Origin of the sequence: Flavobacterium saccharophilum, from assembly GCF_900142735.1 — a bacterium.
Lineage (GTDB): Bacteria > Bacteroidota > Bacteroidia > Flavobacteriales > Flavobacteriaceae > Flavobacterium > Flavobacterium saccharophilum.
The window spans coordinates 484,737-508,356 of record NZ_FRBY01000002.1; the positions used below are offsets into that span (position 1 = coordinate 484,737).

Consider the following 23,620-nt stretch of genomic DNA (forward strand, 5'->3'; position numbering starts at 1 on the left):
GAAAAAGATCTCTGTTTTTAAAAAAGAACACAAATAACTGATAACCAATAAAAAAGGCTATTTCAAAAGAAACAGCCTTTCATTAAATATTTTACATTCTAAATAGCAACAGCAATACTGAAACTGATAATTTAAGTTAAATTAACATAAGTGATTTTTATTCATTTTTCAAAAAAATAAAACTACCCGAATCGGCCTTTAATGCTTTTCCATCAAAATCAATTGAAATGATTCCGGTTTTTCTTGGCGAAACTGTGCTTTCATTAAAATGGGTATGCAAAACATAGTGCATTTTATTGTTTTTATCCCAGAAGACATCGCCATGTCCTATACCATTCTGTTTTACATTTTTTCTACTGATTATTGGACTGTCAGCCGACTTTTCCCAAGGTCCGTATGGACTTTTACTTGTCGCATAGCCAACTGCATAATCAGGATTTCTAAAATCATTTGCTGAATAAATCAGATAATACAAACCATCGTGTTTTAAAACCGTAGGGCCTTCTGTAACGGGCCAGTCTGTATTTTGAGTATTTTCCCAGGGCAAAGTGCCGGAAATGCATTCGGTCAAAGTTTCGGGTTTAATGCTTTGAAGATCGTCATTTATTTCGGCTACAAAAATTCGGTTTCCTTTTGTCAATCTTACGTGATACAAATATTTTTTCCCATCTTCATCAATAAAAATAAACGGATCAATTTGATTTCCTGTTTCAATAATTGGCTTTTGAGATTCATTTTTAAAGGGCCCCAACGGACTATTGCTGCTGGCAACGGCAATATTTTCATTGGCCGTGTAAATCATGTAAAACTTGTTGTTATACTTTAAAATCTGCGGTGCCCAAAAACCTTTGTCACCAAAAGCATCACCTTTCTTTAAAGCCAGTCCATTTTGAGAACCAGCCGGGCCTTCCCATTTTTGTAAATCGGATGATTTATAAACCATAAATCCTTGTCCGTTTAATGGCGTTTCTCCTCCGGTGGTTCCGTATAAATAATAAGTTCCGCTATCATAAAATATAGTCGGGTCTGCTAAAAGAATATTCTTTTGCTGAGGCTCTACTTTTTTTGTAGGATTATTTTCCTGAGAACAGCACACGAAAATGCATAACGAACTTACTAGGGTTAATATTTTTTTCATTTTTATTTTTTTAGATGTGTTAATGAGACTTTTAAGAACCTTTGGCAAAGTTTTGAACTTTGCCAAAGGTCTGCGCGCTTAATCTTTGTCAAATTCCTTGCATGTTCCTAAGCTCTTCAGAATGACAGTCGCCCTCACATCTCTCATTTTTCTAATTATCCAATTATCTAATTATCTAATTATAATTACTTCACAGAAAACTGATAATAAGAAACCGTATGGTATTTTTGTCCCGGTTTCAAAACAATTGGCGCAAATTTTGGCTGATTTGGAGCGTCTGGAAAATGTTGTGTTTCTAAGGCAAATGCGGTTCTAAAATCGTCTTTGGCTCCCGATTTAAAAGTGTTTTTAGACTGCATGAAATTCCCGCTATAAAACTGTAAACCAGGTTCTTGGGTATATATATCAAGCGTAATTCCCGACTTATCACCCGAAATTGTAGCTGCATGATTCAGATCCTTTTTCTTTGTACCGTTTAAGACATAATTATGATCATAGCCTTTTCCGAATTTCAATTGTTCATCCTTGGTTTCAATTCTTTCGCCAATAGTATGTTTTGAAGTAAAATCGAAAGCCGTATTTTTAACCGATTTTAATTCGCCTGAAGGAATTAAACCTTCATCAACTGGCGTAAATTCATTAGCATAAATCTGAAGTTCGTGATTTAGAATTGAACCGCTTCCTTCTCCATTCAAATTAAAAAAAGCATGATTCGTTAAATTCACCAAAGTCGTTTTATCCGTCGTTGCTTCATACTCCATCTTAATGGTTTGATCCGCTTCAATTGTGTACGTCACTTTTACCGTTAAATTCCCAGGAAAACCTTGCTCTCCGTCTGGAGAAATATAACTAAAAACCAAAGTGTTTTCATTCGTTTTATTGACATCCCAAACCACATCCTGAAACCCTTTTATACCGCCGTGCAAAGCATTTTTCCCATTGTTTAAAGGTATCTGGTATTGTTTTCCCTCTAAAGTAAACTTCCCTTTTGCAATACGGTTTCCAACACGACCGATAGTTGCTCCAAAATAAGGTTCCGTTGAAGTTTTAAAGCCTTTTGCGCTGTTCATTCCCACTACAACATCGGTTTGTTTTCCGTTTTTATCGGCAACCCAAAGGCCAATTAATCTTCCTCCGTAATTGGTGAAAGCTGCTTTTATTCCTTTGTTTTCAATCCAATATAAATTGACATTTTTTCCATCAATTAGAGTGTCGAAATTTTTAGTTTCTAAAACGGCTTTAACCGAGTCTGTTTTTATTTCAGAAGTTGTTTCAGAAGATGGAACTTCTTTTTTATTTTCTTTACAATTAAATTGAAAAAGTGCCAGCAAAACAACCGCTGCTATTTGAATATTTTTCATTTTGATGATTTTAAAATGTTTTTATTTTGATGGAATAGCCAATTGCGTTTCTTCGCTTACCGGTTCGCCCAAAACTGGAAATCCGTTTGCATCCCAGTTGATTTTTTGCATTCTTGGTGATCTTTTATCACCGCATCCTTCACCCGGATTTGAATTAGCGTGATACAAAATCCAGTCTTCTTTTCCATCTGGAGATTTAAAAAACGAATTATGCCCCGGTGCGTACACTTTGTTTTCTTCTGATTGCTTGAAAATAGGCTCCTCAGCTTTTTTCCAGGCATTTGCATCTAATAAATTATCGCCGCCATTGAAGCTTAATAACCCCAATGCATAGAAATCTGTCCAACAGCCGCTGGCCGAAAACACTATGAAAATTTTATCCCTATTTTGTAAAAACTGCGGGCCTTCGTTAACATTTACCTGAGGCGGATTTACAGGGTCATTCAGTGCTCCGTGCGTTTCCCACCCATGTGTTGGGGAAGAAATTAAAACACGATCCCCTTCAATTTCAAGTGGATTTTTCATCTTGGCGATGTAAATATTCTGCTGTCCGTTTGTGTCGCCTTCCCAGCCTGCCCAAATCATGTACAGCTGTTTTTTGTATTCAAATACATTTCCGTCAATGGCCCATTTATCCGTTTTTGCGGCAATTTTTCCTTTAAATTCCCATTTTCCTTTAAACGGATCTGATGCTTTATTTTCTAAAACATACATACGATGGTTGTTGTTATCGCCATTATCTGCGGCGAAATAAGCGTACCATTTTCCGTTAATAATATGAAATTCCGGCGCCCATATTTCTGCCGAATAATCGGTTCCTTTTGGAGCTTCCCAAATCGTTTTGCTTTGAGCATTTTTTAAATCAGACAAATCTTTGGTTTTCCATAAAACCAATCTGTTTCCCAGTGTATTAGTATAGTAATAATAGCCTTTGTAGTATGTACTGTAAGGGTCTGCGCCCGAAGGCAAAAGCGGATTCGAGAATGTTTTTTGCTGCGAATATCCAGCAGAAACAATCATTAGCAAAAAGAGAATTAAGTACTTTTTCATTTTTATTTTTTTATTGTTTGGCGTGTTTTAAACACATAGGGACATAGTTTTTCTTTGTCCGAAAAAGGCGTTTCACTTGTTTTAAAAAACATAGCTTTACGGGAAGCTTTGTCAAAGTTTTAAACTTTGACAAAGCTGTCTTACGCAGGAATACGTAATGCTATGTGTAGAAACTAGTTTCTTCTACCTTATTTTTCAACACTAAAATCCTATGTTCCTATGTGTTTAAAAAAATCCTATTTTTGATTTAAGGCATTAATCACCTCCGTATTTATTTTATTGACCTTTTTAAAGTCCATTTTATCAACTTTTCTGTCATATGTCATAAATCCGTTTACTTCTCCTTCAACATCGGTTGTTTGTGTATAAACTGCCGCAGAAAATCCTGATTTCACAAAGTTCTTTAAGACTTGCGCATATTTAATATATTCAGTAGTAACCTCATTTTCATTTTTAAATTTTACATATCCCCAATTGTCATTGGCTCTCCATAAATGGCCTTCAATTGGCAAACCAATTCCACCATATTCGCCTAAAACAGTTACTCTTCTGGCATCATATAAATACATTTCTGGTCCAGGATAATGGTGTAAATCTAAGATATCTCCGGTCTGAAAATGATTTCCTCCACTAGAGGAGTTTGTCAATCGGCTTGGATCCTGTTTTTTTGTCCATTCTGTAATTTCGACCGTTTTAAATTGACCCCAGGCTTCGTTGAACGGAACCCAAACTACAATACTCGGATAAGAATATAAGTGTTCCATAATCTCTCTCCATTCTTTTCTGTAGATGTCTTCTGATTTTGCAGAACGCTGTAATTCAGTCCCATCAAAATACTTTCTGTCTTGCCAAATCGGCTGATCGTCTCCGCTCGGCATATCCTGCCAAACCAAAATTCCCAATTGGTCACAATGTGTATACCAGCGATCTGGCTCTACTTTTACGTGTTTGCGAATCATATTAAAACCTAATTCTTTTGTTTTAATAATATCGTATTTCAAAGCTTCATCTGTTGGCGCAGTATATAATCCGTCAGGCCACCAGCCTTGATCTAATGGACCAAATTGAAAATAGTCTTTGTTATTCAACTGCATTCTTACAATACCGTTTTCATCTCTTTTTGATGAAATTTTTCGCATAGCAAAATAGCTCTTTACTTCATCAGCCACTTTATCTTTGCTGATTAAACTAATTTTTGTCTGATATAGAAACGGACTTTCCGGTGACCATAATTTTGGATTATTCAAAACAATATCCAAACTTTCTCCAACAACCGCTTTCTCCTTAGCGATTTCCTTTGTTCCTTCAAAAACAGCAATTTCAACAATATCACCTATTTCTGCTCCGGCAACTTCTGCTTTGATGCTGATGCTGTTTTGATCAATATTTGGAGTCGATCTTAAATTGGTAATATTTTTAGCATTTACCGGCTCAATCCAAACGGTTTGCCAAATTCCGGTAACCGGTGTGTACCAAATTCCTTCCGGATTTTTGACTTGTTTTCCTCTTGGCTGTGGCCCATCGTTTGAAGGATCCCAAACTTTTACCACCAATTTTTGTGCACTTCCTTTTTTGATAAAAGGCGTAATATCAAATGAAAACGGAGTGTAACCGCCAGTATGCGAACCTACTTTTATATCGTTAATGAAGATTTCTGTTTTCCAGTCGACAGCACCAAAATGCAAAAGAATGTTCTGGCCTTCCCAATTTGATTCAACAGAAAAATTGGTTTCATACCAAAGTTCCTTCTCTGCTCCCACTTGTTTCATCACACCAGACAAGCTAGATTCTACCGCAAACGGAACCAAAATTTGCCCATCATATTTTGAAGGTGCTGTTTTTCCAAAATCCTGAATGGCGTACTTCCATAAACCATTCAGATTTTTCCATTGGCTGCGCTCCATAATCGGACGGGGATATTCAGGTAACGTTTTATTCGGATCAACCTGCGATGCCCATTTTGTTTTGATTTTATCTCCTTGTGGTTTCCATTGTGCATTTGCTGCAAATCCTAAAAACAGGGCAACCAGCATTATCGTTTTATTTCTCATTACAATTTTCCTTTTTTTAGACATTAAATAAATTACCAGGCTATTTCCACAAAAGCCTGGTAATTCCAAACACTAACTTAACTAACCAATTTTTAGGTGAATTTTATTTCACTATTCTTTATTCTTAATTATTCAATTTCAGGCTTGACCAAGAATACGGTTTTTCAGCTATATTGCTCGAAATACTTTCTAAATAACTTGTGCCGCCTTTTGTTCTTAGTTCTACATTACAGCCCATTCTTGTTTGTTTTGACGGTATGCCACCTAATAAACTCCATGGAATTTTTGCTTCTATCTGATATCCCGTAGCTGTTTTTACAGTTGTTGAAACAATTCCCTGAATCTTATCTGATTTCTTCCACTGACTATTTTCGCCCTCATATATTGAAAATGCAGCTGTCTGTCCAAATTCTAATTTAAAAATTGAATTTCCTGGTGCTACTAAATTCTGATTCTTTGGATCTAAATACAGATTAAAACCATCGCTTTCGCCAATACTGTTTGCGTTCACAACCTCGCTGTCTTTCACTTTTGCAAAAACATACAAAAACGAGGCATCATAACTAAAATTTGCTTCCAGTTGTGTTGGTCCATTTTGACCAATAAAAACAGGACTTGTTTTCTTCCATTCGACTTCGTTGCTTTGTCCGTCAATTACTGCTGTTGCATTTGCTGCATTAATTTCGGGTAAAACACGGCCTTTAATCATCCATACCTGAGATGAATTGCCAAATTGATTTGTAGTAGTGAGCGCAATAACGGTATCGTCATCTAAAACTGCAATGCTATTCCATAAAGCAGATTTTTCGGCAGAAATTAAAAACGGAACCGATTTCCTGTCAAAATTTCTGGCCTGATTCGTTCCGATTACGACTTTCATTTCAGCATTATTAATATCATTCGTGGCTCTGTTTTCTGTTCCCTGATAAGACATTAAAACCTCACCTGTACTTAACTGAGCCAAATAAGGTGCACCTGCGTAGGCAGCAACATTTATTTCTTCTGCTAAAGCATAATTTCTGTTATTGCTGGAGGCATCAACCGTTTGTTTCCAGTTTTCTGAAAGTGTATTTCGAATGATATAAGGTTTAAACTGATTGTTTGTACCGTTATCTTCTATTGAAAATACAATTTCATTTTGATTTTTCAACAGAATCGGCGATGGCATTCCGTCTCTTTTCCCAGATCTAAAACTCACAATTTCAGGTGTTGTCGACCAGGTAGAACCATTATCAGCAGAACGAAGCAATGATATATTTTGTTCATTCGAACTTCTATATACATTTTCATTAGAAAAGAATAATTGAACTTCTCCGCTCGGAAGTTGTAATGCTGAAGGTTCCCAACAGCCGTTTTCAAATTCTGCTGCCGCTTCATAAACAATTTTATTATCCGTCCAGGTCAATCCTCCGTCAATACTTTTAATGGTGTTTATAGAAAAATTTGCACCACTATTATTTGCAATTGGTCTCGGATTATAACAAATCAGAATCGAGCCATCTTTTAATTGCAAAATATCAGGCGTTGTCATATTTACGGAAGCTGTTCCTGAAATCACCTTAATGGGTGCACTCCACGTTGTACCCAAATCATTGCTGGTTTTGACCAAAATGGCACCTCCAGCTTCATACGTACAAATCATTTTTTTGCTGTCTAATTGAATTAATCTGGCGTAACCATTGTAATCAGAACTGTTTTTATCTGAAATTTGAGTCAGCGTTGTATAATCCCAAGCTATTCTGATGCCTTCTGTTGCAGGTTTGGAACCAATTGGCGTTACGACAACCGGTTCTTCGGCAATTGGATCATTTGAAGAATCACTGCAGGAAAGCAGCGGAATAAAAATGAATCCCAGCAAAAAACTATTTATATTTTTCATTTATTTCTTGGGTTTTGATTCGGTTTTGGTCAAGCCAAATTTTTTCACCAAACTGTCATATTCATTTCTTGAGATAGGTACCATACAACCGTGACGCACTTTTTCAGGAAAACTGTATTTGTCCCAATCGGCAAAAAAAGTGTAACCTGAAGCCTGAAACCAAGGTCCGTTTAGGTTATCTGCAATTGATAATCCGTAGGAAACTCCCGGATATTGCTCGTAATACATATACCAGGCTTTATCATCCGGTGAAGGAATCAACATTGGAGCTTCTCTAAAATTTGGACTGATAGATTGCTGAGGCAAAGAATAAGGCCCTAAAAGTGATTTTGATTTTGCAATTCGGATCGTTTTTCCGGTTGTCCAATACAAAGTTGGGTAGGTTTCATCTTTGATAACGGCATAGTAAGAATCGCCTACTTTACGGATGAAAACATCAATCGTTCCCATATCCCAGTCGAATAAACGTTTTGGTGTTCCTTCAAAAGTTTTTAAATCTTTAGACAAAACATATAAGGTTCGCTGACTTGCCCAATAACGCTCGGGATCTTCTTTTGTTCCGTCAAGATGCGGTGTATGCCAAGTCATAATGAACTTTTCTGAAGGTGCATCGTAGTACAGTTTTGGTGCCCCAATGCGTTGTAAAGCATTCGCATAATCGGGCGTACTTTTTAAATCGGGTGTATAATCGGAATGTTTTTTCCAGGTAATTAAATCATCCGAAACCCAAATATTGATGCTTTTGGCATCATCACCCGTATTTCCTGCGATGTAATATTTCCCATCAGGCCCTTTACAGATATCCGGATGGCCTTTATAGTCTTCAAAAACTCTTTTTCCATCATTTAAATTATCCCAATGCAAACCATCCAAACTAACCGAATAATACAATCTGCCATAATCCTTATGCGTCATGTGTGCAAAAAGATAGGCTTCGTTTTTAGGTTTTTCAGTTCCCTTCACCTGTCCCGGCGGATCTGGCTGTTGCGCTTTCGCAGAAATTCCAACCCACAAAATTCCTAGAAAAATAAGTTGTCTTATCATGTTTATTACTTTTAATTGAATGTGAAAATGTGCCAATTAGATAATTAGAATTTTTAAATGTGCCAATTAGAAAATTTCTTAAATGTGCCAATTAGAAAATTTGATAATTAGATAATTATTACAAGGATTGTGCTGCATTATCTAATTATCTAATTGACTGATTATCTAATTCTTCTTATTAGCCTCCGAAGTCATCTTTTTAATCAAATCTGTTTCGGCTTTAATGTATGGCGTTCCGTCTGTATGAAATACTTCGTGAAACCAAACTTCTGGTTCTGCAGTGTATGTTTTCGTCCAACTGTCCCATGCATATTTTGTTTGGGTTTTTCCGTCGACTAATCCCCAGTTGATCATTCCAACGTTGTATTTTCGGGCAACTGGTAAGAAACCTTCAAAAGTGCTTCCGTTTGGTCTTGCCATGTATTCTGTACATAACAAAGGTTTTCCGTAGCGTTGCAATTGTTTGATTACTTTTTCGAAATCTGCAGGAGTATTGTAATTATGAAAAGAAACTACATCAGATTGTTCGATCTGCATTTTGTGCATTGGTTGCATTTTAGCTTCATCGCTCCAGTCTCCAACCCAAACTCCGGAAGTCAATGGCTGTGACGGATTGCTTTCTCTCGCCCACACAAAAACATCCTTTAAAAGTGGCAGAATCAAATCGGCTTTATTTTTAATTTCAACTTTTTCATACGATGGTCCCGTCATATTATCCGGTTCATTCCAAACATCCCAACCCAAAATACGGTTGTCGTCTTTAAATTTAGAAACTGTTTCTTTTACATATTTCTCTAAGCGAGGATATTCTTTTGAATTCTGTAATACCTTTTGTCCCGGACTTTGAACCCATCCTGAATTATGCGTATGCGGTTTTGGAGCACGTTGTTTGCCTAAAACCGGAAACGGATCCCAGCACGAATCAAACAAAACAAATAATATTTTGATATGATGTTTATCTGCTATTCCCAGAAATGTATCCATGCGTTTGTAAAGTCCTTCGGCATCTTGTTTGTGCAGTAAATCATGAAGATAAACACGCATTACATTCATTCCGATTCCCTCGGCCCAGCCTAATTCCTGATCAATTCTTTTAGCATCAAAAGTATCGGCCTGCCACATTTCTAACTGATTTATGGCTGTACTTGGGTAATAATTGGCACCTACCAGCCAGGGCTGTTCTGTATACCATTTATTAGCCTGTTCTTTGGTCCAGATTTCTCTTTTTTCGACTGTGGCTGTTTCGTTTTTATTTTCTTCAGAATTGCTTTTTGTTTTGTTGCAGCTAAGCAATAAAAGCCCTGCTAACGTAAGCGTTAGGTACAATTTTATTTTTCTCATTATCACTTTTCGTATTATGAACAATCGTTCTTTATGATAAGGGAATCAGCTTTGAGTAAACTGATTCCCTTAAAAATAGTTTAATATTCTGGGTGTTGATCCAGATTTGGGTTATTATCTACATCAACCTGCGGAATTGGCAATCTTTGGTTTTTACCAACTGTAAAGTTTTTGAAATCAGGATCACGAAGTGCTATTTTATCAACAGAAGCCTGCGTATCTAAATCGCCCCAACGTTTTAAATCTTCCCAGCGAACACTTTCACCGGCTAATTCTAAAACTCTTTCCATTTTTAATCTTTCTAAAAACTTATCGTGATCATTTCCTATTTCAGGATGAGCTGCGGCAAGAGTATTCATGTTTACACGTGCTCTAACTAAATCAACATATTGATAAGCACCAGCAGTATTTCCTAATTCGTTCAAAACTTCAGCATAACGTAATAAAACATCTGCATAACGAATTAGTCTGTAATTCACCTGGCTATAATAATCTTCATTATTTCTATAATAATCACGGCTACCTTTTCTAAACCATGCCTCGTTATTATTCCATTCCCAATCTTTACCATAGGTTTTGTCTCCAAAATCAGCTAATAAATCTGGATAATATAAAGTCCATCTTAAACGAATATCAAGATCACCATCTTTATTTTGCTCCTCTTTAAAAGCATTGATCAACCAAAAACGAGCCTGTCCGTCAGACCATCCAATACTTCTTGGTGCAAAAAACTGAGCACGATTGCTTGAAACTGCAGCATTTGGATCTTCACCAGTTCCTCCTTTTCTCTGATCTCCAAACTGGATTTCAAAAACAGATTCATTGTTGTTTTCATTAATATCTGTAAAGTTGTCTCTGTAGTTAGAAACCAGGCTGTATTTAGCTCCATCACCAGAAATTAAATATTCTAAAGCCGCTTTTGCTTCAGTCCATTTGTGTTGTTGCATATACGCTTTTGCAAGAAAAGCTTTTGCCGCTCCCTTATCTGGTCGTCCTGTTTGATCTCCTGCCCAATCTCTTGGTAAATCTGCGTAAGCTTCATTCAAATCTTTTTCGATCTGAGCCCAAACCTCAGTTACATTTCTTTGCTCCGGTAAATCAGCTGGCGTAGAAGGTTCTAAAACCAATGGAATATTTTCCCAAAGAATAGCTGCATAGTAATAATGTAATGCTCTAAAAAATTTAGCCTGAGCTATAATTTTCTTTTTATCATCTTCATTTTGAAAAGTGATATTCGGAACATTGGCTAATACCTGATTACATCTAAAAACAGCTTTGTAAGTATCTCTCCAGGTTACATTGTTCCCTTCCCAAAAATTATAATTGATGTAATTGAATCTGGTCCAGTCTGCCAATTCTGTCCATGGGCTTACACTATACCCCTCATCAGAAGTTAAATCTAAACGGAAATACATCCATCGTGCCCACAATCCATCTTTATAAAACATGGCATAAATAGAGTTGACTCCGGCTTGTGCATCACTTTCAGTTTTCCAATATTGTTCTGTTTCAATATCAGTCTGACTGTTCAGGTCTAATTCATTTTCACAAGATGATGCGAAAAAGAGACCTAAAAAAACTACGGTTGTTATTATTATTTTTTTCATTATGCTGTTTTTTTAAAATTAAAAGCTAAACTCAACTCCAAAAGAATAAGTCTGAAGGTTTGGGAAAGCACCATTATCTACACCTCTCTCAAAAATATTACTGTTGCTGAACTCAGGATCCAATCCTTTGTACTTAGAAATTGTAATTACGTTTTGTGCTGATACTGTTAGTCTTGCTCTGGTAATTCCTGATTTTTGTAAAACACTATCAGGCAAGTTGTATCCAAACCCAACGTATTTTAATCTGATAAAATCACCGCTTTCTAAGAAACGATCACTATCTCCTCTTGAATTTAAGGTTGAACCTTTTGTAATTCTAGGAAAATCAGTATTTGGATTTTCAGGTGTCCATGGCTGTATTCCTGTTCTGTAATTACTATTGTCGTCAAAACGATCTACGACGCTTCTAAATCCGTTGTAAACAGTAGCTCCGTGTGAAGCGATCCAGTTCATAGAGAAATCAAAAGATTTATACTCCGCTCCGGCATTTAAACCCATTTCAAATTCTGGCCACGGACTTCCAACAATGTCTTTGTCTTCGGTTGTGATTTCTCCATCACCGTTAACATCCTTAAAACGAATGTCTCCAGGTACAGCATTTGGCATAATAACTTTTCCGTCTGCATTTTTATAATTCTGAATTTCTTCTGCAGATTGAAATAATCCATCTGTTTGCAGTACATACCACATTCCAACAGGGTTTCCGCTACGCGTCATAGTATTTCCAACAATGTTTTCATTTTGACCGTTCCCTAAAGCAACCAGTTTGTTATTTACTTTTGTGAAGTTTACAGAAGCATTAAAAGAGAAGTCATTGATTTTTTTGCTGTACGCTAATTCCAGCTCAAGACCTTTATTTTCAACAGTCGCAGCATTAGAAATTGGGTTTCCTCCATCATTTCCTGTAGTTAATAAAATTGGAAAACCAAATAAAACATCTTCTGTACGGGCAATAAAATAATCTGCTGTAAAACGCAAATCATTATTTAAAACCGCTAGATCTAACCCCACATTGGTTTGTTTTAATTTTTCCCAACGCAATTCAGAATTGGCAAGTTTTACCTGAGTTGCAGAAGGATATAAAGTTTGTCCGTCTCCTAAAACAACCTGTCCGAAATTATTAATGAAGCTTTTAGATTCATATTCTCTAATATTTCCAGAACCTAATTCTCCGTAACTTGCTCTTAATTTTAAGTCTTTTATGAATTCTGATTTAAAAAAAGATTCATTGCTGATTCTCCATCCCGCTGAAACCGATGGGAAATTACCCCATTTATTACCATCACTGAATCTTGATGATCCGTCACGTCTGATCACAGCATTGAATAAATAACGATTATCATAATTGTATTCTAATCTTCCTAAATAAGATGTCAAAGCAGCTTCATTTATGAAACCTCCTACTACAGGCGAATCTCCCTGATTTAAAACCGTATAATATTGACCTGTTGCTGAATTTATTGGAAGATTTCTCTTTGTCCCGTAAATTTGGTCATAAGTATCTTTTTGAAAAGTCTGACCTGCTAAAATAGTAATATCATGTTTTCCAAATTCTTTCTTGAAAGTTAATGTGTTTTCATACAACATTGTTTGCGATCTTCCTCTATTTTGATCTGTGTACGATTGATCTGGCGGTTGGTTTAGTGACCAGTTCCCTACTTTTCTTAAAAACTCATAAGAATCAACACTAGTTTCATATCCAAAATTGAAACGGTATTTCAACCACGATGCAAATTTTATTTCTGACCAGATGTTTCCTCTAATTCTGAAATTTTCATTTGTAGTATTAGCAAAATCTGCAATCGCCAACGGATTTGTTCCAAAGGTATCGGCAACACCTTGTTTTCCGTAGCCGTATCCTCCGGGATTAGAAGGATCGTAAACCGGAATTGTTGGTGTTAATCTGTATACATCAATAATTGGGTTTCCAGACATTTCATCTGTTTTTGAATTACTGATGGCTAAGTTTTCTCCAATACTGAAAATTCCTTTTGAACCGCTTGAGTTTACACGGAAAGAGATTCTGTCAAAATCAGTCCCTACCACTGTTCCTTCATTTCCAAAATAATTTGCCGACATGAAAAAAGTAGAATTTTCTCCTCCGCCTGCAAAACTGGCATTGTAATCCTGAATCATACCTGTTTCAAAAACTTCATCCTGCCAGTCTGTGTTCACTGCCATATTTAGATTTTGTCTTGTAAACCCAGCATTATCGTACGCCATATTATTATATTTTGCAAACTCTTCAGTTCCCATTAAATCATATCTTGGCATAGTGGTAAAACTTGTTTTTGCCGAAACTTCAACCTTAAGTGGTCCTTTTTTACCTTTTTTGGTTGTAATAATGATCACACCATTTGCTGCTCTGGAACCATAAATGGCAGCCGCCGATGCATCTTTTAAAACCTGAATAGTTTCGATATCGTTAGGGTTAAAATCTCTGTTAGCGGAAGTAATTAAACCATCAATTACATATAATGGATTCGTGTTTTGAAGATTTTTTAAACCACGAATTTCAATATTGGCTTCCTGTCCCGGGCGTCCGCCACCACGAACTTTTACACCGGTAACTAAACCTTGTAATCCGTCAGCAACAGTTGTAACCTGTCTTTTTGTGATTTCGTCTGCTTTTACTAGTGAAACCGCTCCTGTAAGATCTTTTTTCTGTTGTGAACCATAACCTACAACAACAATCTCATCAAGTTTCATTGCATCTTCGCTTAAAGTAGCATTTACAGTAGTTTGATTGTTAATAGCAATTTCTGTGGTTTTGTATCCTTGGGAGCTAAAAATCAAAGTCTGATTTGATTTGGCTACAATAGAATATTTTCCGTCAAAGTCGGTAGAAGCACCGTTTGTTGTATTTTTTATTAAAACATTCGCAAAAGGAATTGGTTCTCCAGTTTCTGAAGTAACTGTTCCCGTAACCGTAATTTGTTGTTGGGCGTAAGTTTGCTGTAATAATAAACTAAAGAAAAACAAGAGGTAATATCTCTGCTTTAAAATTTGAGTGAACTTTGTTTTCATTGATTTTTCATTTTAGATAGTTTTTCATTTTTTTGGTTGGTTTTGTAAAGTCATATTAAAAAATTTTAATCGTCCGGGATGCGAACAAAAAAATAATTAATATTGTTCTTTAATAAGAATGGGTTCATTTTTCTGTTAAATTATTAATGATGTATTTTTTCAAACTTTATTTTATTGATAGCGTATTTTTTTTGCTTAAATTTTATCAATATGATTTATTTGAAAATTCAAAGTAGATGATTTTAATTCAAAATAAAATGATTCATTTGTGTCAATATCTCTCTCAAATGATTCAAATTGTATCAATTTTGACTAAAAATAAAATTCTTGCAACATTTGGAATAAGATTGAGACGATTTGCTGAAGCCTGTTTTTTAAATAAAAATTATAACAATGCGTAAATTCTTTCTTTTACTATTTTTTTCATTTTTTTTGACAAATTTTATTCACGCACAGGAATATTATTTTAAACATTTTCAGGTTGAAGAAGGGCTTTCTAACAACACCGTTATTACCTCTATTCAGGATGAAGACGGCTTTATGTGGTTTGGAACCAAAGATGGTTTAAACAGGTTCGACGGCTATCATTTTAAAACGTATAGAAGTCAAAATGATCCCATACATAGTCTTGGAAGCAATTATGTTCAGTCGTTGCATGCCTTTCAGGGAGCTATTTGGGTGGGAACTGATAAAGGTTTGTATCAGTACGATAAAAAAACAGATCATTTTACAGTTCTGAATGAGGCCATAAATGACCGAATCAACGATATTAATCATGATCAAAAGGGAAATATTTGGTTTATTTCAGGCAATATATTGTACAAATACGCGCCATCCAAAAAAGAAACCAAAACTTTTAGTCCTAACAAATATTTTGTGGCAACCTCAATCGCAAGAGATTCAAAAGGCGAAATTTGGGCTTCTTCCCTGAACAAAATATATCATTATTCTGAGGAAAGTTTGTCGTTTGAAAATATCGTTTTAACGCCACCATCTAATAAGGCTAATTTTAGAATCACCACAATTTACGCCTTAGATCCCGAAAATATTCTAATTGGAACACAAGATCACGGTGTACTACTATATAATAGAAAAAACAAAACGACTTCTGATTTAAAATTCAGTACCAAAGAGCCTGTTTTTGTGCGTCAGTTCAGAAGAAAAGGAAACGAAGAACTTTGGATAGCCAGTGAATCTGGTGTGTACGTTTATAATCTTAAAACAAAAACAAGCGTCAATCTCAAAAAAAACTACAACGATCCGTATGCGATTTCAGACAATGCAGCCTACTCAATTACGATCGATAAAGAAAACGGAATCTGGATTGGTACTTATTTTGGCGGAATCAACTATCATCAAAAACAATACACGCAGTTCAAGAAATATTTCCCCCAGAAAAATCAAAATTCCATCACAGGAAGCGCTGTTAGGGAAATTCACAAAGATGACGCCGGCGATTTTTGGATTGGTACTGAAGATGCCGGTTTAAATCGTTTTAATCCTAGAACAGGAAAATTTACTTCGTATTTGCCCAACGGAAGCAAAAGCAGCGTTTCTTATTATAATATTCATGCTTTATTGCCTAGAAAAGATAAAATCTGGGTTGGAACTTTTGAGCACGGATTAGATGTTTTAGACCGAAAATCAGGTTTAGTTATCAAACATTACAGTGCCAATGATCCGTCAACAGGTTTGAGAAGTAACTTTATTTTTTCTTTTGGCGAAACAAAAAACAAAGATTTAATGGTCGTTACCACCATGGGAATATACCGTTATAACGAACAAAACGACAATTTTGACATCTTAAAAATGTTTCCCGAGACTACTCATTATACTATTTTTAAAGAAGATAGTGATGGAAATTACTGGGCAGGAAGTTATAGGGATGGTTTGTTTTTCTACAATTCCAAAACACATAAAAAAGAGGTTTTTATCTATGATTATAAAAATCCGGACGGTATCAGCAACAATTCTATCAATTCGATTTTTGAAGACAGTCATAAAAACTTATGGTTTGCTACCGAAAATGGTTTGAATTTATCTAATAAGAAAACAAGAACTTTCAAAAAATTCACTACAAAAAATGGACTTCCGAGCAGTGTGGTTTATTCTATTTTAGAAGATGGAGAAAAGAATTTATGGTTAACCACTTCGAAAGGTTTAGTAAAATTTAATCCGAATCACAAAAAAATAAAAATCTACACTACCGCAAATGGTTTATTGAGTGATCAGTTTAATTATAGTTCGGCTTTTAGAGATACCAATGGCGATATGTATTTTGGAAATCTAAACGGAATGATCAGTTTCAATCCGAAGAATTTTACTAAAAACAAGTATACACCTTCGATGTTCATCACGAATCTTCAGATCCACAATAAAGATATTGACGCCAATGAAAATGATTCACCTATAAAACAATCTATTTCGCATCTTGATGAACTCGAACTGAACAACGATCAATCTTCGTTTAATCTTGAATTCGCTTCTTTAAATTTTACTGCCCCTGAACTTACAGAATACTGGTATAAACTTGAAACAGTCAACAATGACTGGGTATATCTCGAAAGAAACAACAAAGTCTTCTTCACGGAACTGGCTCCGGGCGATTATGTTTTTAAAGTAAAATCACTAAACAGTTTTGGTGTCTGGAGTAAAGAAGTGAAACTGAAAATTGTAATTCTGCCACCATTTTGGGCGAGTTCCTACGCTTATTTTTTCTATTTTCTGCTGATTTGCGGCTCGTTTTATTATATCATCCGTTATTCTCAAAATTTAACACAGATTAAAAATAATCGCAAAATAAAACATCTGAATGACGAAAAAGAAAAAGAAATCTATCAGGCTAAAATTGACTTTTTCACCAATGTAGCGCACGAAATTAGAACGCCTTTGACGCTTATAAAAGGACCACTCGAAAAACTTTTAGTGATGGAACATCAGTCGCCTGAAGTGCCTCAGAATCTTTCTATAATGAAGAAAAATACTTCGCGATTATTGAAATTGGTAAATGAATTATTAGACTTTAGAAAATCAGAAATTGGCGGATTGAAACTTACTTTCGTGGAAGCCAATATCTCATCTCAGGTTCGCAATTTACATTTGAGATTCAGTCCGCTAATTGAGGAAAAAGGAATTGATTTTGAACTTAATTTAGGAGAAAAGGACATTTTTGCTTTTGTGGATAAAGAAGCCTTCAAAAAAATCCTGAGCAATTTGATTAGTAACGCCATAAAATATTCTAAAGACAAGGTTTCTATCTCTTTATTCAGAGATGACAAAAAATTGACTTTGGTAGTTAAAAACGACGGAAATTTGATTCCGTTTCAGCTAAAGGACAAGATTTTCGAACCCTTTTTCAGAGTGGATAATATGGATTCGACTTCCGGAACCGGAATTGGGCTTTCCCTGGCACATTCGCTGACACAATTACACAATGGAAACCTACAATTGATTCCGGATTCAGAACTCAATGTTTTTGAACTGATTGTGCCGCTCCATCAAAAAGAAGAATTTATGTTGTATACCGATTCTGAAAAAGAAGAAGTTCAGACTAAAATTGAAAAAATCGAAACAGAATCCAAAAATGAAAAAGCACAAATTTTAGTGGTGGAAGACAATGAAGATTTATTAAATTTTATCACTTCTGAATTATCCTCAACGTACACTATTTTGAAAGCAGATAATGGCGAAAACGCATTGAAAATCATTCATAATCAAAATATACAACTGGTTATCAGCGATGTCTCCATGCCGGTTATGGACGGAATTACCATGTGTAAAGAGATTAAAACGAATCTGGAAACCAGTCATATTCCAGTAATTTTATTGACGGCTAAAAACTCCCTGAAATCACAAATTGATGGTCTAGAAGTGGGCGCCGATGCTTACATCGCAAAACCATTCTCAATGGATTATTTAAAAGTTCAGGTAAATAATCTGATTGAAAACAGAAAACAGATTATGAACTATTATGCAAGTTCTCCGCTTTCGCACATCAAAAGTATTGCGCACAATAAAACAGATGAAAAATTCCTGAAAAAACTCGACGATGAAATCCTGAAAAACATCACAGATCCGGATTTGAGTGTTGAATCATTAGCAGAAATCATGAACATGAGCCGTTCGACCTTATACCGAAAAATTAAGGATATTTCGAATTTAAGTCCGAATGAACTAATCAATATTGTACGTTTAAAAAGAGCCGCAGAGTTACTATTAAATGAAAACTACAAAATGTATGAAATCGCCGAAATGGTCGGTTATAAATCGCAAACAAGCTTTGGTAGAAATTTTCAAAAGCATTTTTCGATGTCACCTTCAGATTATATTGCGATGAATAAGTAAAAAATTAAATCCCAAATTTGAAATTCCAAATTCCAAAACTTCGAACTTAAATTTCTTTTTTATTATGGAATTTGGAATTTTAAAAAATTGGAATTTATCTAAATTAAAAAACTCTGCTTATCTTTAATCTTCAAAACAAATCCAGTTCTAAGATGAATAATAGCAATACAATTAGAAAAGTCGCCATTGTGGGGTATAACCGAATTCCGTTTGCACGAGCCAATACCGCTTATGCTAATGTTGGAAACCAGGAAATGATGACGGCAGCCTTAAACGGCCTTATTGATAAATACAATTTAAAAGGGCAATTATTAGGCGAAGTAGTTGGTGGTGCTGTCATCAAACATGTATATGACAGCAATTTGATCAGAGAATGTGTGATGAAAACGTCTCTTGATCCTGCAACTCCAGCCTGTGATTTACAGCAAGCCTGCGATACCGGAATTGAAAGTGCTATTTATGTTGCCAATAAAATTGCATTAGGACAAATTGAATCCGGAATTGCCGGTGGAGTTGATTCCATCAGCGATATGCCGATTGCCGTTAGTGAAAAACTTCGAAAAATCTTATTGAACGCCCGACAAGCGAAATCATTGGGAGAAAAAATCAAAACGTTTTTGAAACTTCGTCCAGCCGATTTAACGCCTTTAGTTCCCCGAAATGAAGAATCACAAACTGGACTTTCTATGGGAGGTCATACCGAAATCACGGCTAAACATTATAAAATAGCAAGAGAAGATCAGGATAACTTGGCGCTTAAAAGTCATTTGAATATGGCTAAAGCGTATGAAGAAGGCTTTTTTGATGATATGATCACGCCTTTCAACGGATTAGACACAGACAATAATCTGAGAAAAGACAGCACAATTGAAAAATTAGCGTCTTTAAAACCTGCATTTGATAAAGTAAACGGAACTTTAACAGCCGGAAATTCAACACCCCTTACTGATGGTGCTTCGTGCATACTTTTAGCCAGCGAAGAATGGGCAAAAGAACGTGGACTGCCAATTTTAGCTTACATTACTTTCGCTGAAGTTGCCGCTATTGAATATGTCAAAAATCAACAGAATCTTTTATTGGCGCCCTTATTTGCTGCAAGCAGAATGTTGGAAAAAGCCGGATTAAAGCTGCAGGATTTCGATTATTATGAAATTCACGAAGCTTTTGCAGCACAGGTTTTAGCCACTTTAAAAATTTGGGAAAGTCCGGAATTAAGTGCACAAATAGGTTTAAAGAAACCACTTGGTGCAATTGATAGAGAAAAACTGAATGTAAAAGGAAGCAGTTTGGCAGCCGCTCATCCGTTCGCGGCAACAGGTGGCAGAATCATTGGTGTTATGGCAAAATTATTAAACGAAAAAGGTTCCGGAAGAGGATTGATTTCAATTTGCGCCGCTGGTGGACAGGGAATTACAATGATTATTGAAAAATAATATTTTCAAATACTTTTAACACCACAATTATCTTTGTCAAAGTTTAAAACTTTGACAAAGATTTTAAGATCTAAATTCTGTCATCAAAAATTAAAAGGCAAACTCCTCAACATTCGCCAATGCCTTCGGCAAAGCATTCTCAGCAAAATCAGGAATCGCAGTTCCCTCTACACGAAAAGTAGTAATATCTGTAATTCCTAAAAAGCCTAATACTGTGCGTAAATACGATTCTGAGAAATCATAACTTTTATAAGGTCCTTCTGAAAATATAGCTCCGGAAGCAATAGATAAAAACACTTTTTTGTCAGTTAATAGCCCTTTTGGACCATTCTCATCGTAACTAAAAGTTTTCCCTGCCCTTGCCACCTGATCAATCCAGCCTTTTAAGACTGCCGGAATTCCAAAATTATAAAGCGGTACACCAATTACAATAATATCCGCTTCTAAAAGATCTTTTACTGCTGCATCTGAATATTTAAGAGCGTCTTTTTGCGGTTCTGTATGAAGTTCTGCAGGGACATAAATTGCACTTATATGCAGATCAGTCAAATAAGGCAAAGGCGTTTTTGAAAGGTCAAGTGTTTGTACCTGAATTTCATTGTGTTCTGCTTTCAGTTTCTCCAGAATAGCATTGGATAATTTATTACTAAACGAAGCATCTCCTTTGATGCTCGTTACTATATTCAGAATTCTTTTACTCATGATTGTATTTATTTTGTTTATGATACAAACTTATCTACATTTGCTATCTCTTTTATAGTACTATCCTCAAGGATAGCGCTATCCTTGAGGATAGTAACAGGATAAATATGAAAACAAGCAGCGAAATAAAAAAAGAAAAGTGCGGAGAACCAGAAGAGTGCCTTGCAGCATTATTACCGGTAAGAGATGCACTAGAAGTTTTAAGCGGCCGATGGAAATTGCCCATTTTGATTGCATTATCAAACCGACCTAAACGATTTAAGGAGATTTCTAAAGATATAAACGGAATTACAGATAAAATGCTTTCGAAAGAACTTAAAGATCTTGAGGTAAACAAATTGGTCACCAGAACCGTTTATGATACTTTTCCGCCAACTGTTGAATACGCAAGAACGCCACACAGCCACACTTTATATGATGTTATTGGAGCATTAAATGAATGGGGCACCTTACATCGTAAGGAAATTATTGGAAAATAATTCTTTTGAAAATAAAATTAATTAGCACTCTTCTTTAATAAAAAATTCAAGAACCGATTCATAAAGAATCGGTTTTTATTTATATGTAAATCAATATTTTATACTAAATTAGTGTACCCAAAAACTGACACAGTTTTTAGAGCTTTTGTATGAATTCATTTTAAATCCAATATAAATGATTGACTCAAAAATACCCGAAGGTCCACTAGCTGAAAAATGGAGCCATTATAAGGCAAAAGCAAAACTTGTAAATCCGGCCAACCGAAAAAAACTAAATATTATTGTCGTTGGAACCGGACTTGCCGGAGCTTCCTGTGCGGCATCTTTGGCTGAACAAGGTTATAATATCAAATCATTTTGTTTTCAGGATTCTGCCAGAAGAGCCCATTCTGTAGCTGCACAAGGTGGCGTTAATGCCGCCAAAAACTACAAAAATGACGGCGACAGCACTTTCCGAATGTTTTATGACACCATAAAAGGTGGCGATTTTAGATCGAGAGAAGCAAATGTCTACCGTTTGGCAGAATGTTCCGCACATCTTATTGATCATGCTGTGGCCCAAGGCGTACCCTTTGCCAGAGAATATGCCGGATATTTGAATAACAGGTCTTTTGGTGGTGTTCAGGTTTCGAGAACCTTTTATGCCCGTGGGCAAACGGGACAACAACTTTTGCTTGGTGCTTATCAGGCATTATTACGTCAGGTTTCATTAGGAAAAGTTGATTTGAATACCCGTCACGAAATGCTTGAATTAGTTGTTATTGACGGAAAAGCAAAAGGAATAATTGCCAGAAATCTGGAAACCGGAGCGATTGAACGCCATGCAGCAGACGCCGTTGTTTTGGCTTCCGGAGGTTATGGCAAGGTTTATTATCTTTCTACATTGGCAATGGGTTGCAATAGTTCGGCGATCTGGCGCGCTCATAAAAAAGGCGCTTTTATGGCTGGTGTTAGCTGGATTCAGTTCCACCCTACTTCACTTCCTCAACATGGAGAAAATCAGTCGAAATTGACTTTAATGTCGGAATCTTTGCGAAATGACGGCCGAATCTGGGTACCAAAAACAGTCGCTGACGACCGAAATCCGAATATAATTCCGGAAGAAGAGCGTGATTATTATCTCGAACGCAAATATCCTTCTTTTGGAAATCTGGCACCAAGAGACATTTCGTCAAGAGCTGCAAAAGAGCAAATAGATGCCGGACATGGCGTCGGACCAATGAAAAATGCCATTTATCTTGATTTTTCAGATGCCATAAAAGCGCAGGGAAAAGATAAAATCGAAGCCAAATACAGCAATCTTTTTGCGATGTATGAGAAAATTACCGGAATCAACGCTTACAAAGAACCGATGCTGATTTCCCCTTCAGCACATTTTACGATGGGTGGACTTTGGGTTGACTATGAGTTGATGACTACTATTCCAGGTTTATTTGCCTTGGGAGAAGCCAATTTTGCTGATCACGGCGCTAATCGTCTTGGGGCAAATTCACTTCTTCAGGCTTGTGTTGATGGTTATTTTATTGCACCCTACACCATTCCGAATTATTTATCAGGGGAATTAAACGCCCCAAAAATTGATACGTCTCATCCCGCTTTTGAAGAAGCTGAAAAAACAGTACAATCACAATTAAACCGCTTTTTGAGTAGTAAAGGAACACTTTCAACCGATTATTTTCATAAAAAAATTGGCCGCTTATTATATGAAAAATGCGGACTCTCAAGAAGTAAAGAAAAACTCGAAGAAGCACTTGAAGAAATTAAAATACTGAAGGCTTCTTTTGAAAAAGACTTGCTCATTACCGGTGACGATAAACTCAACAGCGAATTAGAAAAAGCCGGAAGAATTGCCGATTATATTGAATTAGCCGAATTAATGTGTCATGATGCACTACAGCGCGAAGAATCCTGTGGTGCTCATTTTAGAGAAGAATATCAAACGGCTGATGGTGAAGCCGTTCGAAATGATGCCGATTTCTGTTATGTATCGGCTTGGGAATGGAAAGGAAAAGAACAGCTTCCAGAACTACATAAAGAGCCTCTTATCTTTGAATCTGTTGAACTTGCAATACGAAGCTATAAGTAATTGTGAATTGTGAATTGTTAATTGTAGATTATTAGTTAACAATCCATAAGCTCTATTTTACAACTTACAAGCAATTCA

Annotated in this window: 14 protein-coding genes; 4 read left to right on the forward strand and 10 right to left on the reverse strand. The window is 35.9% G+C overall.

The window, feature by feature from the left end:
- Positions 1 to 157: 157 nt before the first annotated feature.
- The 9 genes from BUA98_RS07580 to BUA98_RS07620 form a co-directional block, all read right to left on the reverse strand.
- The gene (locus tag BUA98_RS07580; protein ID WP_072971845.1) at positions 158 to 1,138 is read right to left on the reverse strand and encodes a glycoside hydrolase family 43 protein; all 981 of its coding nucleotides are present in this window, start codon (positions 1,136 to 1,138) and stop codon (positions 158 to 160) included.
- Positions 1,139 to 1,323: 185 nt separating this feature from the next.
- On the reverse strand, positions 1,324 to 2,499 hold the full coding sequence (locus tag BUA98_RS07585) for an aldose epimerase family protein (protein ID WP_072971004.1): 1,176 nt from the start codon (positions 2,497 to 2,499) through the stop codon (positions 1,324 to 1,326).
- 21 nt (positions 2,500 to 2,520) lie between these two features.
- Complete coding sequence (locus tag BUA98_RS07590) at positions 2,521 to 3,549, reverse strand: glycoside hydrolase family 43 protein (protein ID WP_072971005.1); 1,029 nt, start codon at positions 3,547 to 3,549, stop codon at positions 2,521 to 2,523.
- 236 nt (positions 3,550 to 3,785) lie between these two features.
- Positions 3,786 to 5,600 carry a glycoside hydrolase family 2 protein gene (locus tag BUA98_RS07595; RefSeq protein WP_072971848.1) on the reverse strand — a complete coding sequence of 605 codons (1,815 nt, stop codon included), beginning with the start codon at positions 5,598 to 5,600 and terminating at the stop codon, positions 3,786 to 3,788.
- A gap of 124 nt (positions 5,601 to 5,724) precedes the next feature.
- Positions 5,725 to 7,479 carry an exo-alpha-sialidase gene (locus BUA98_RS07600; protein WP_072971006.1) on the reverse strand — a complete coding sequence of 585 codons (1,755 nt, stop codon included), beginning with the start codon at positions 7,477 to 7,479 and terminating at the stop codon, positions 5,725 to 5,727.
- The gene (locus BUA98_RS07605; protein WP_072971007.1) at positions 7,480 to 8,523 is read right to left on the reverse strand and encodes a glycoside hydrolase family 43 protein; all 1,044 of its coding nucleotides are present in this window, start codon (positions 8,521 to 8,523) and stop codon (positions 7,480 to 7,482) included.
- 165 nt (positions 8,524 to 8,688) lie between these two features.
- Positions 8,689 to 9,864, reverse strand: a complete 1,176-nt coding sequence (locus BUA98_RS07610; protein ID WP_072971008.1) for a glycoside hydrolase 5 family protein — start codon at positions 9,862 to 9,864, stop codon at positions 8,689 to 8,691.
- An 80-nt stretch (positions 9,865 to 9,944) separates the two neighbouring features.
- Positions 9,945 to 11,471: a RagB/SusD family nutrient uptake outer membrane protein gene (locus BUA98_RS07615; protein ID WP_072971009.1), complete on the reverse strand. Its 1,527-nt coding sequence runs from the start codon at positions 11,469 to 11,471 to the stop codon at positions 9,945 to 9,947.
- A gap of 18 nt (positions 11,472 to 11,489) precedes the next feature.
- Positions 11,490 to 14,498, reverse strand: a complete 3,009-nt coding sequence (locus tag BUA98_RS07620) for a SusC/RagA family TonB-linked outer membrane protein (protein WP_072971010.1) — start codon at positions 14,496 to 14,498, stop codon at positions 11,490 to 11,492.
- A gap of 393 nt (positions 14,499 to 14,891) precedes the next feature.
- Here BUA98_RS07620 and BUA98_RS07625 point away from each other — a divergent pair, with 393 nt between their 5' ends.
- Both BUA98_RS07625 and BUA98_RS07630 read left to right on the forward strand, forming a co-directional pair.
- Entirely contained in the window at positions 14,892 to 18,842 is a 3,951-nt protein-coding gene (locus tag BUA98_RS07625; protein ID WP_072971011.1) for a hybrid sensor histidine kinase/response regulator transcription factor, read from the forward strand.
- A gap of 152 nt (positions 18,843 to 18,994) precedes the next feature.
- Entirely contained in the window at positions 18,995 to 20,275 is a 1,281-nt protein-coding gene (locus BUA98_RS07630) for an acetyl-CoA C-acetyltransferase (RefSeq protein WP_072971012.1), read from the forward strand.
- Positions 20,276 to 20,365: 90 nt separating this feature from the next.
- Here the strand turns inward: BUA98_RS07630 and BUA98_RS07635 are convergent, their stop codons facing one another.
- Entirely contained in the window at positions 20,366 to 20,977 is a 612-nt protein-coding gene (locus BUA98_RS07635) for an FMN-dependent NADH-azoreductase (RefSeq protein WP_072971013.1), read from the reverse strand.
- Positions 20,978 to 21,084: 107 nt separating this feature from the next.
- Here BUA98_RS07635 and BUA98_RS07640 point away from each other — a divergent pair, with 107 nt between their 5' ends.
- Together BUA98_RS07640 and BUA98_RS07645 are read left to right on the forward strand one after the other, a co-directional pair.
- Complete coding sequence (locus BUA98_RS07640) at positions 21,085 to 21,456, forward strand: winged helix-turn-helix transcriptional regulator (protein WP_072971014.1); 372 nt, start codon at positions 21,085 to 21,087, stop codon at positions 21,454 to 21,456.
- Positions 21,457 to 21,631: 175 nt separating this feature from the next.
- On the forward strand, positions 21,632 to 23,542 hold the full coding sequence (locus tag BUA98_RS07645; RefSeq protein WP_072971015.1) for a fumarate reductase/succinate dehydrogenase flavoprotein subunit: 1,911 nt from the start codon (positions 21,632 to 21,634) through the stop codon (positions 23,540 to 23,542).
- The last annotated feature ends 78 nt before the right edge of the window (positions 23,543 to 23,620 follow it).

Bases quoted from the DNA above. Each gene is read 5' to 3' on its own strand.
- BUA98_RS07580 (WP_072971845.1), bottom strand. From the start codon at position 1,138: ATGAAAAAAATATTAACCCTAGTAAGTTCGTTATGCATTTTCGTGTGC.
- BUA98_RS07585 (WP_072971004.1), bottom strand. From the start codon at position 2,499: ATGAAAAATATTCAAATAGCAGCGGTTGTTTTGCTGGCACTTTTTCAA.
- BUA98_RS07590 (WP_072971005.1), bottom strand. From the start codon at position 3,549: ATGAAAAAGTACTTAATTCTCTTTTTGCTAATGATTGTTTCTGCTGGA.
- BUA98_RS07595 (WP_072971848.1), bottom strand. From the start codon at position 5,600: ATGAGAAATAAAACGATAATGCTGGTTGCCCTGTTTTTAGGATTTGCA.
- BUA98_RS07600 (WP_072971006.1), bottom strand. From the start codon at position 7,479: ATGAAAAATATAAATAGTTTTTTGCTGGGATTCATTTTTATTCCGCTG.
- BUA98_RS07605 (WP_072971007.1), bottom strand. From the start codon at position 8,523: ATGATAAGACAACTTATTTTTCTAGGAATTTTGTGGGTTGGAATTTCT.
- BUA98_RS07610 (WP_072971008.1), bottom strand. From the start codon at position 9,864: ATGAGAAAAATAAAATTGTACCTAACGCTTACGTTAGCAGGGCTTTTA.
- BUA98_RS07615 (WP_072971009.1), bottom strand. From the start codon at position 11,471: ATGAAAAAAATAATAATAACAACCGTAGTTTTTTTAGGTCTCTTTTTC.
- BUA98_RS07620 (WP_072971010.1), bottom strand. From the start codon at position 14,498: ATGAAAACAAAGTTCACTCAAATTTTAAAGCAGAGATATTACCTCTTG.
- BUA98_RS07625 (WP_072971011.1), top strand. From the start codon at position 14,892: ATGCGTAAATTCTTTCTTTTACTATTTTTTTCATTTTTTTTGACAAAT.
- BUA98_RS07630 (WP_072971012.1), top strand. From the start codon at position 18,995: ATGAATAATAGCAATACAATTAGAAAAGTCGCCATTGTGGGGTATAAC.
- BUA98_RS07635 (WP_072971013.1), bottom strand. From the start codon at position 20,977: ATGAGTAAAAGAATTCTGAATATAGTAACGAGCATCAAAGGAGATGCT.
- BUA98_RS07640 (WP_072971014.1), top strand. From the start codon at position 21,085: ATGAAAACAAGCAGCGAAATAAAAAAAGAAAAGTGCGGAGAACCAGAA.
- BUA98_RS07645 (WP_072971015.1), top strand. From the start codon at position 21,632: ATGATTGACTCAAAAATACCCGAAGGTCCACTAGCTGAAAAATGGAGC.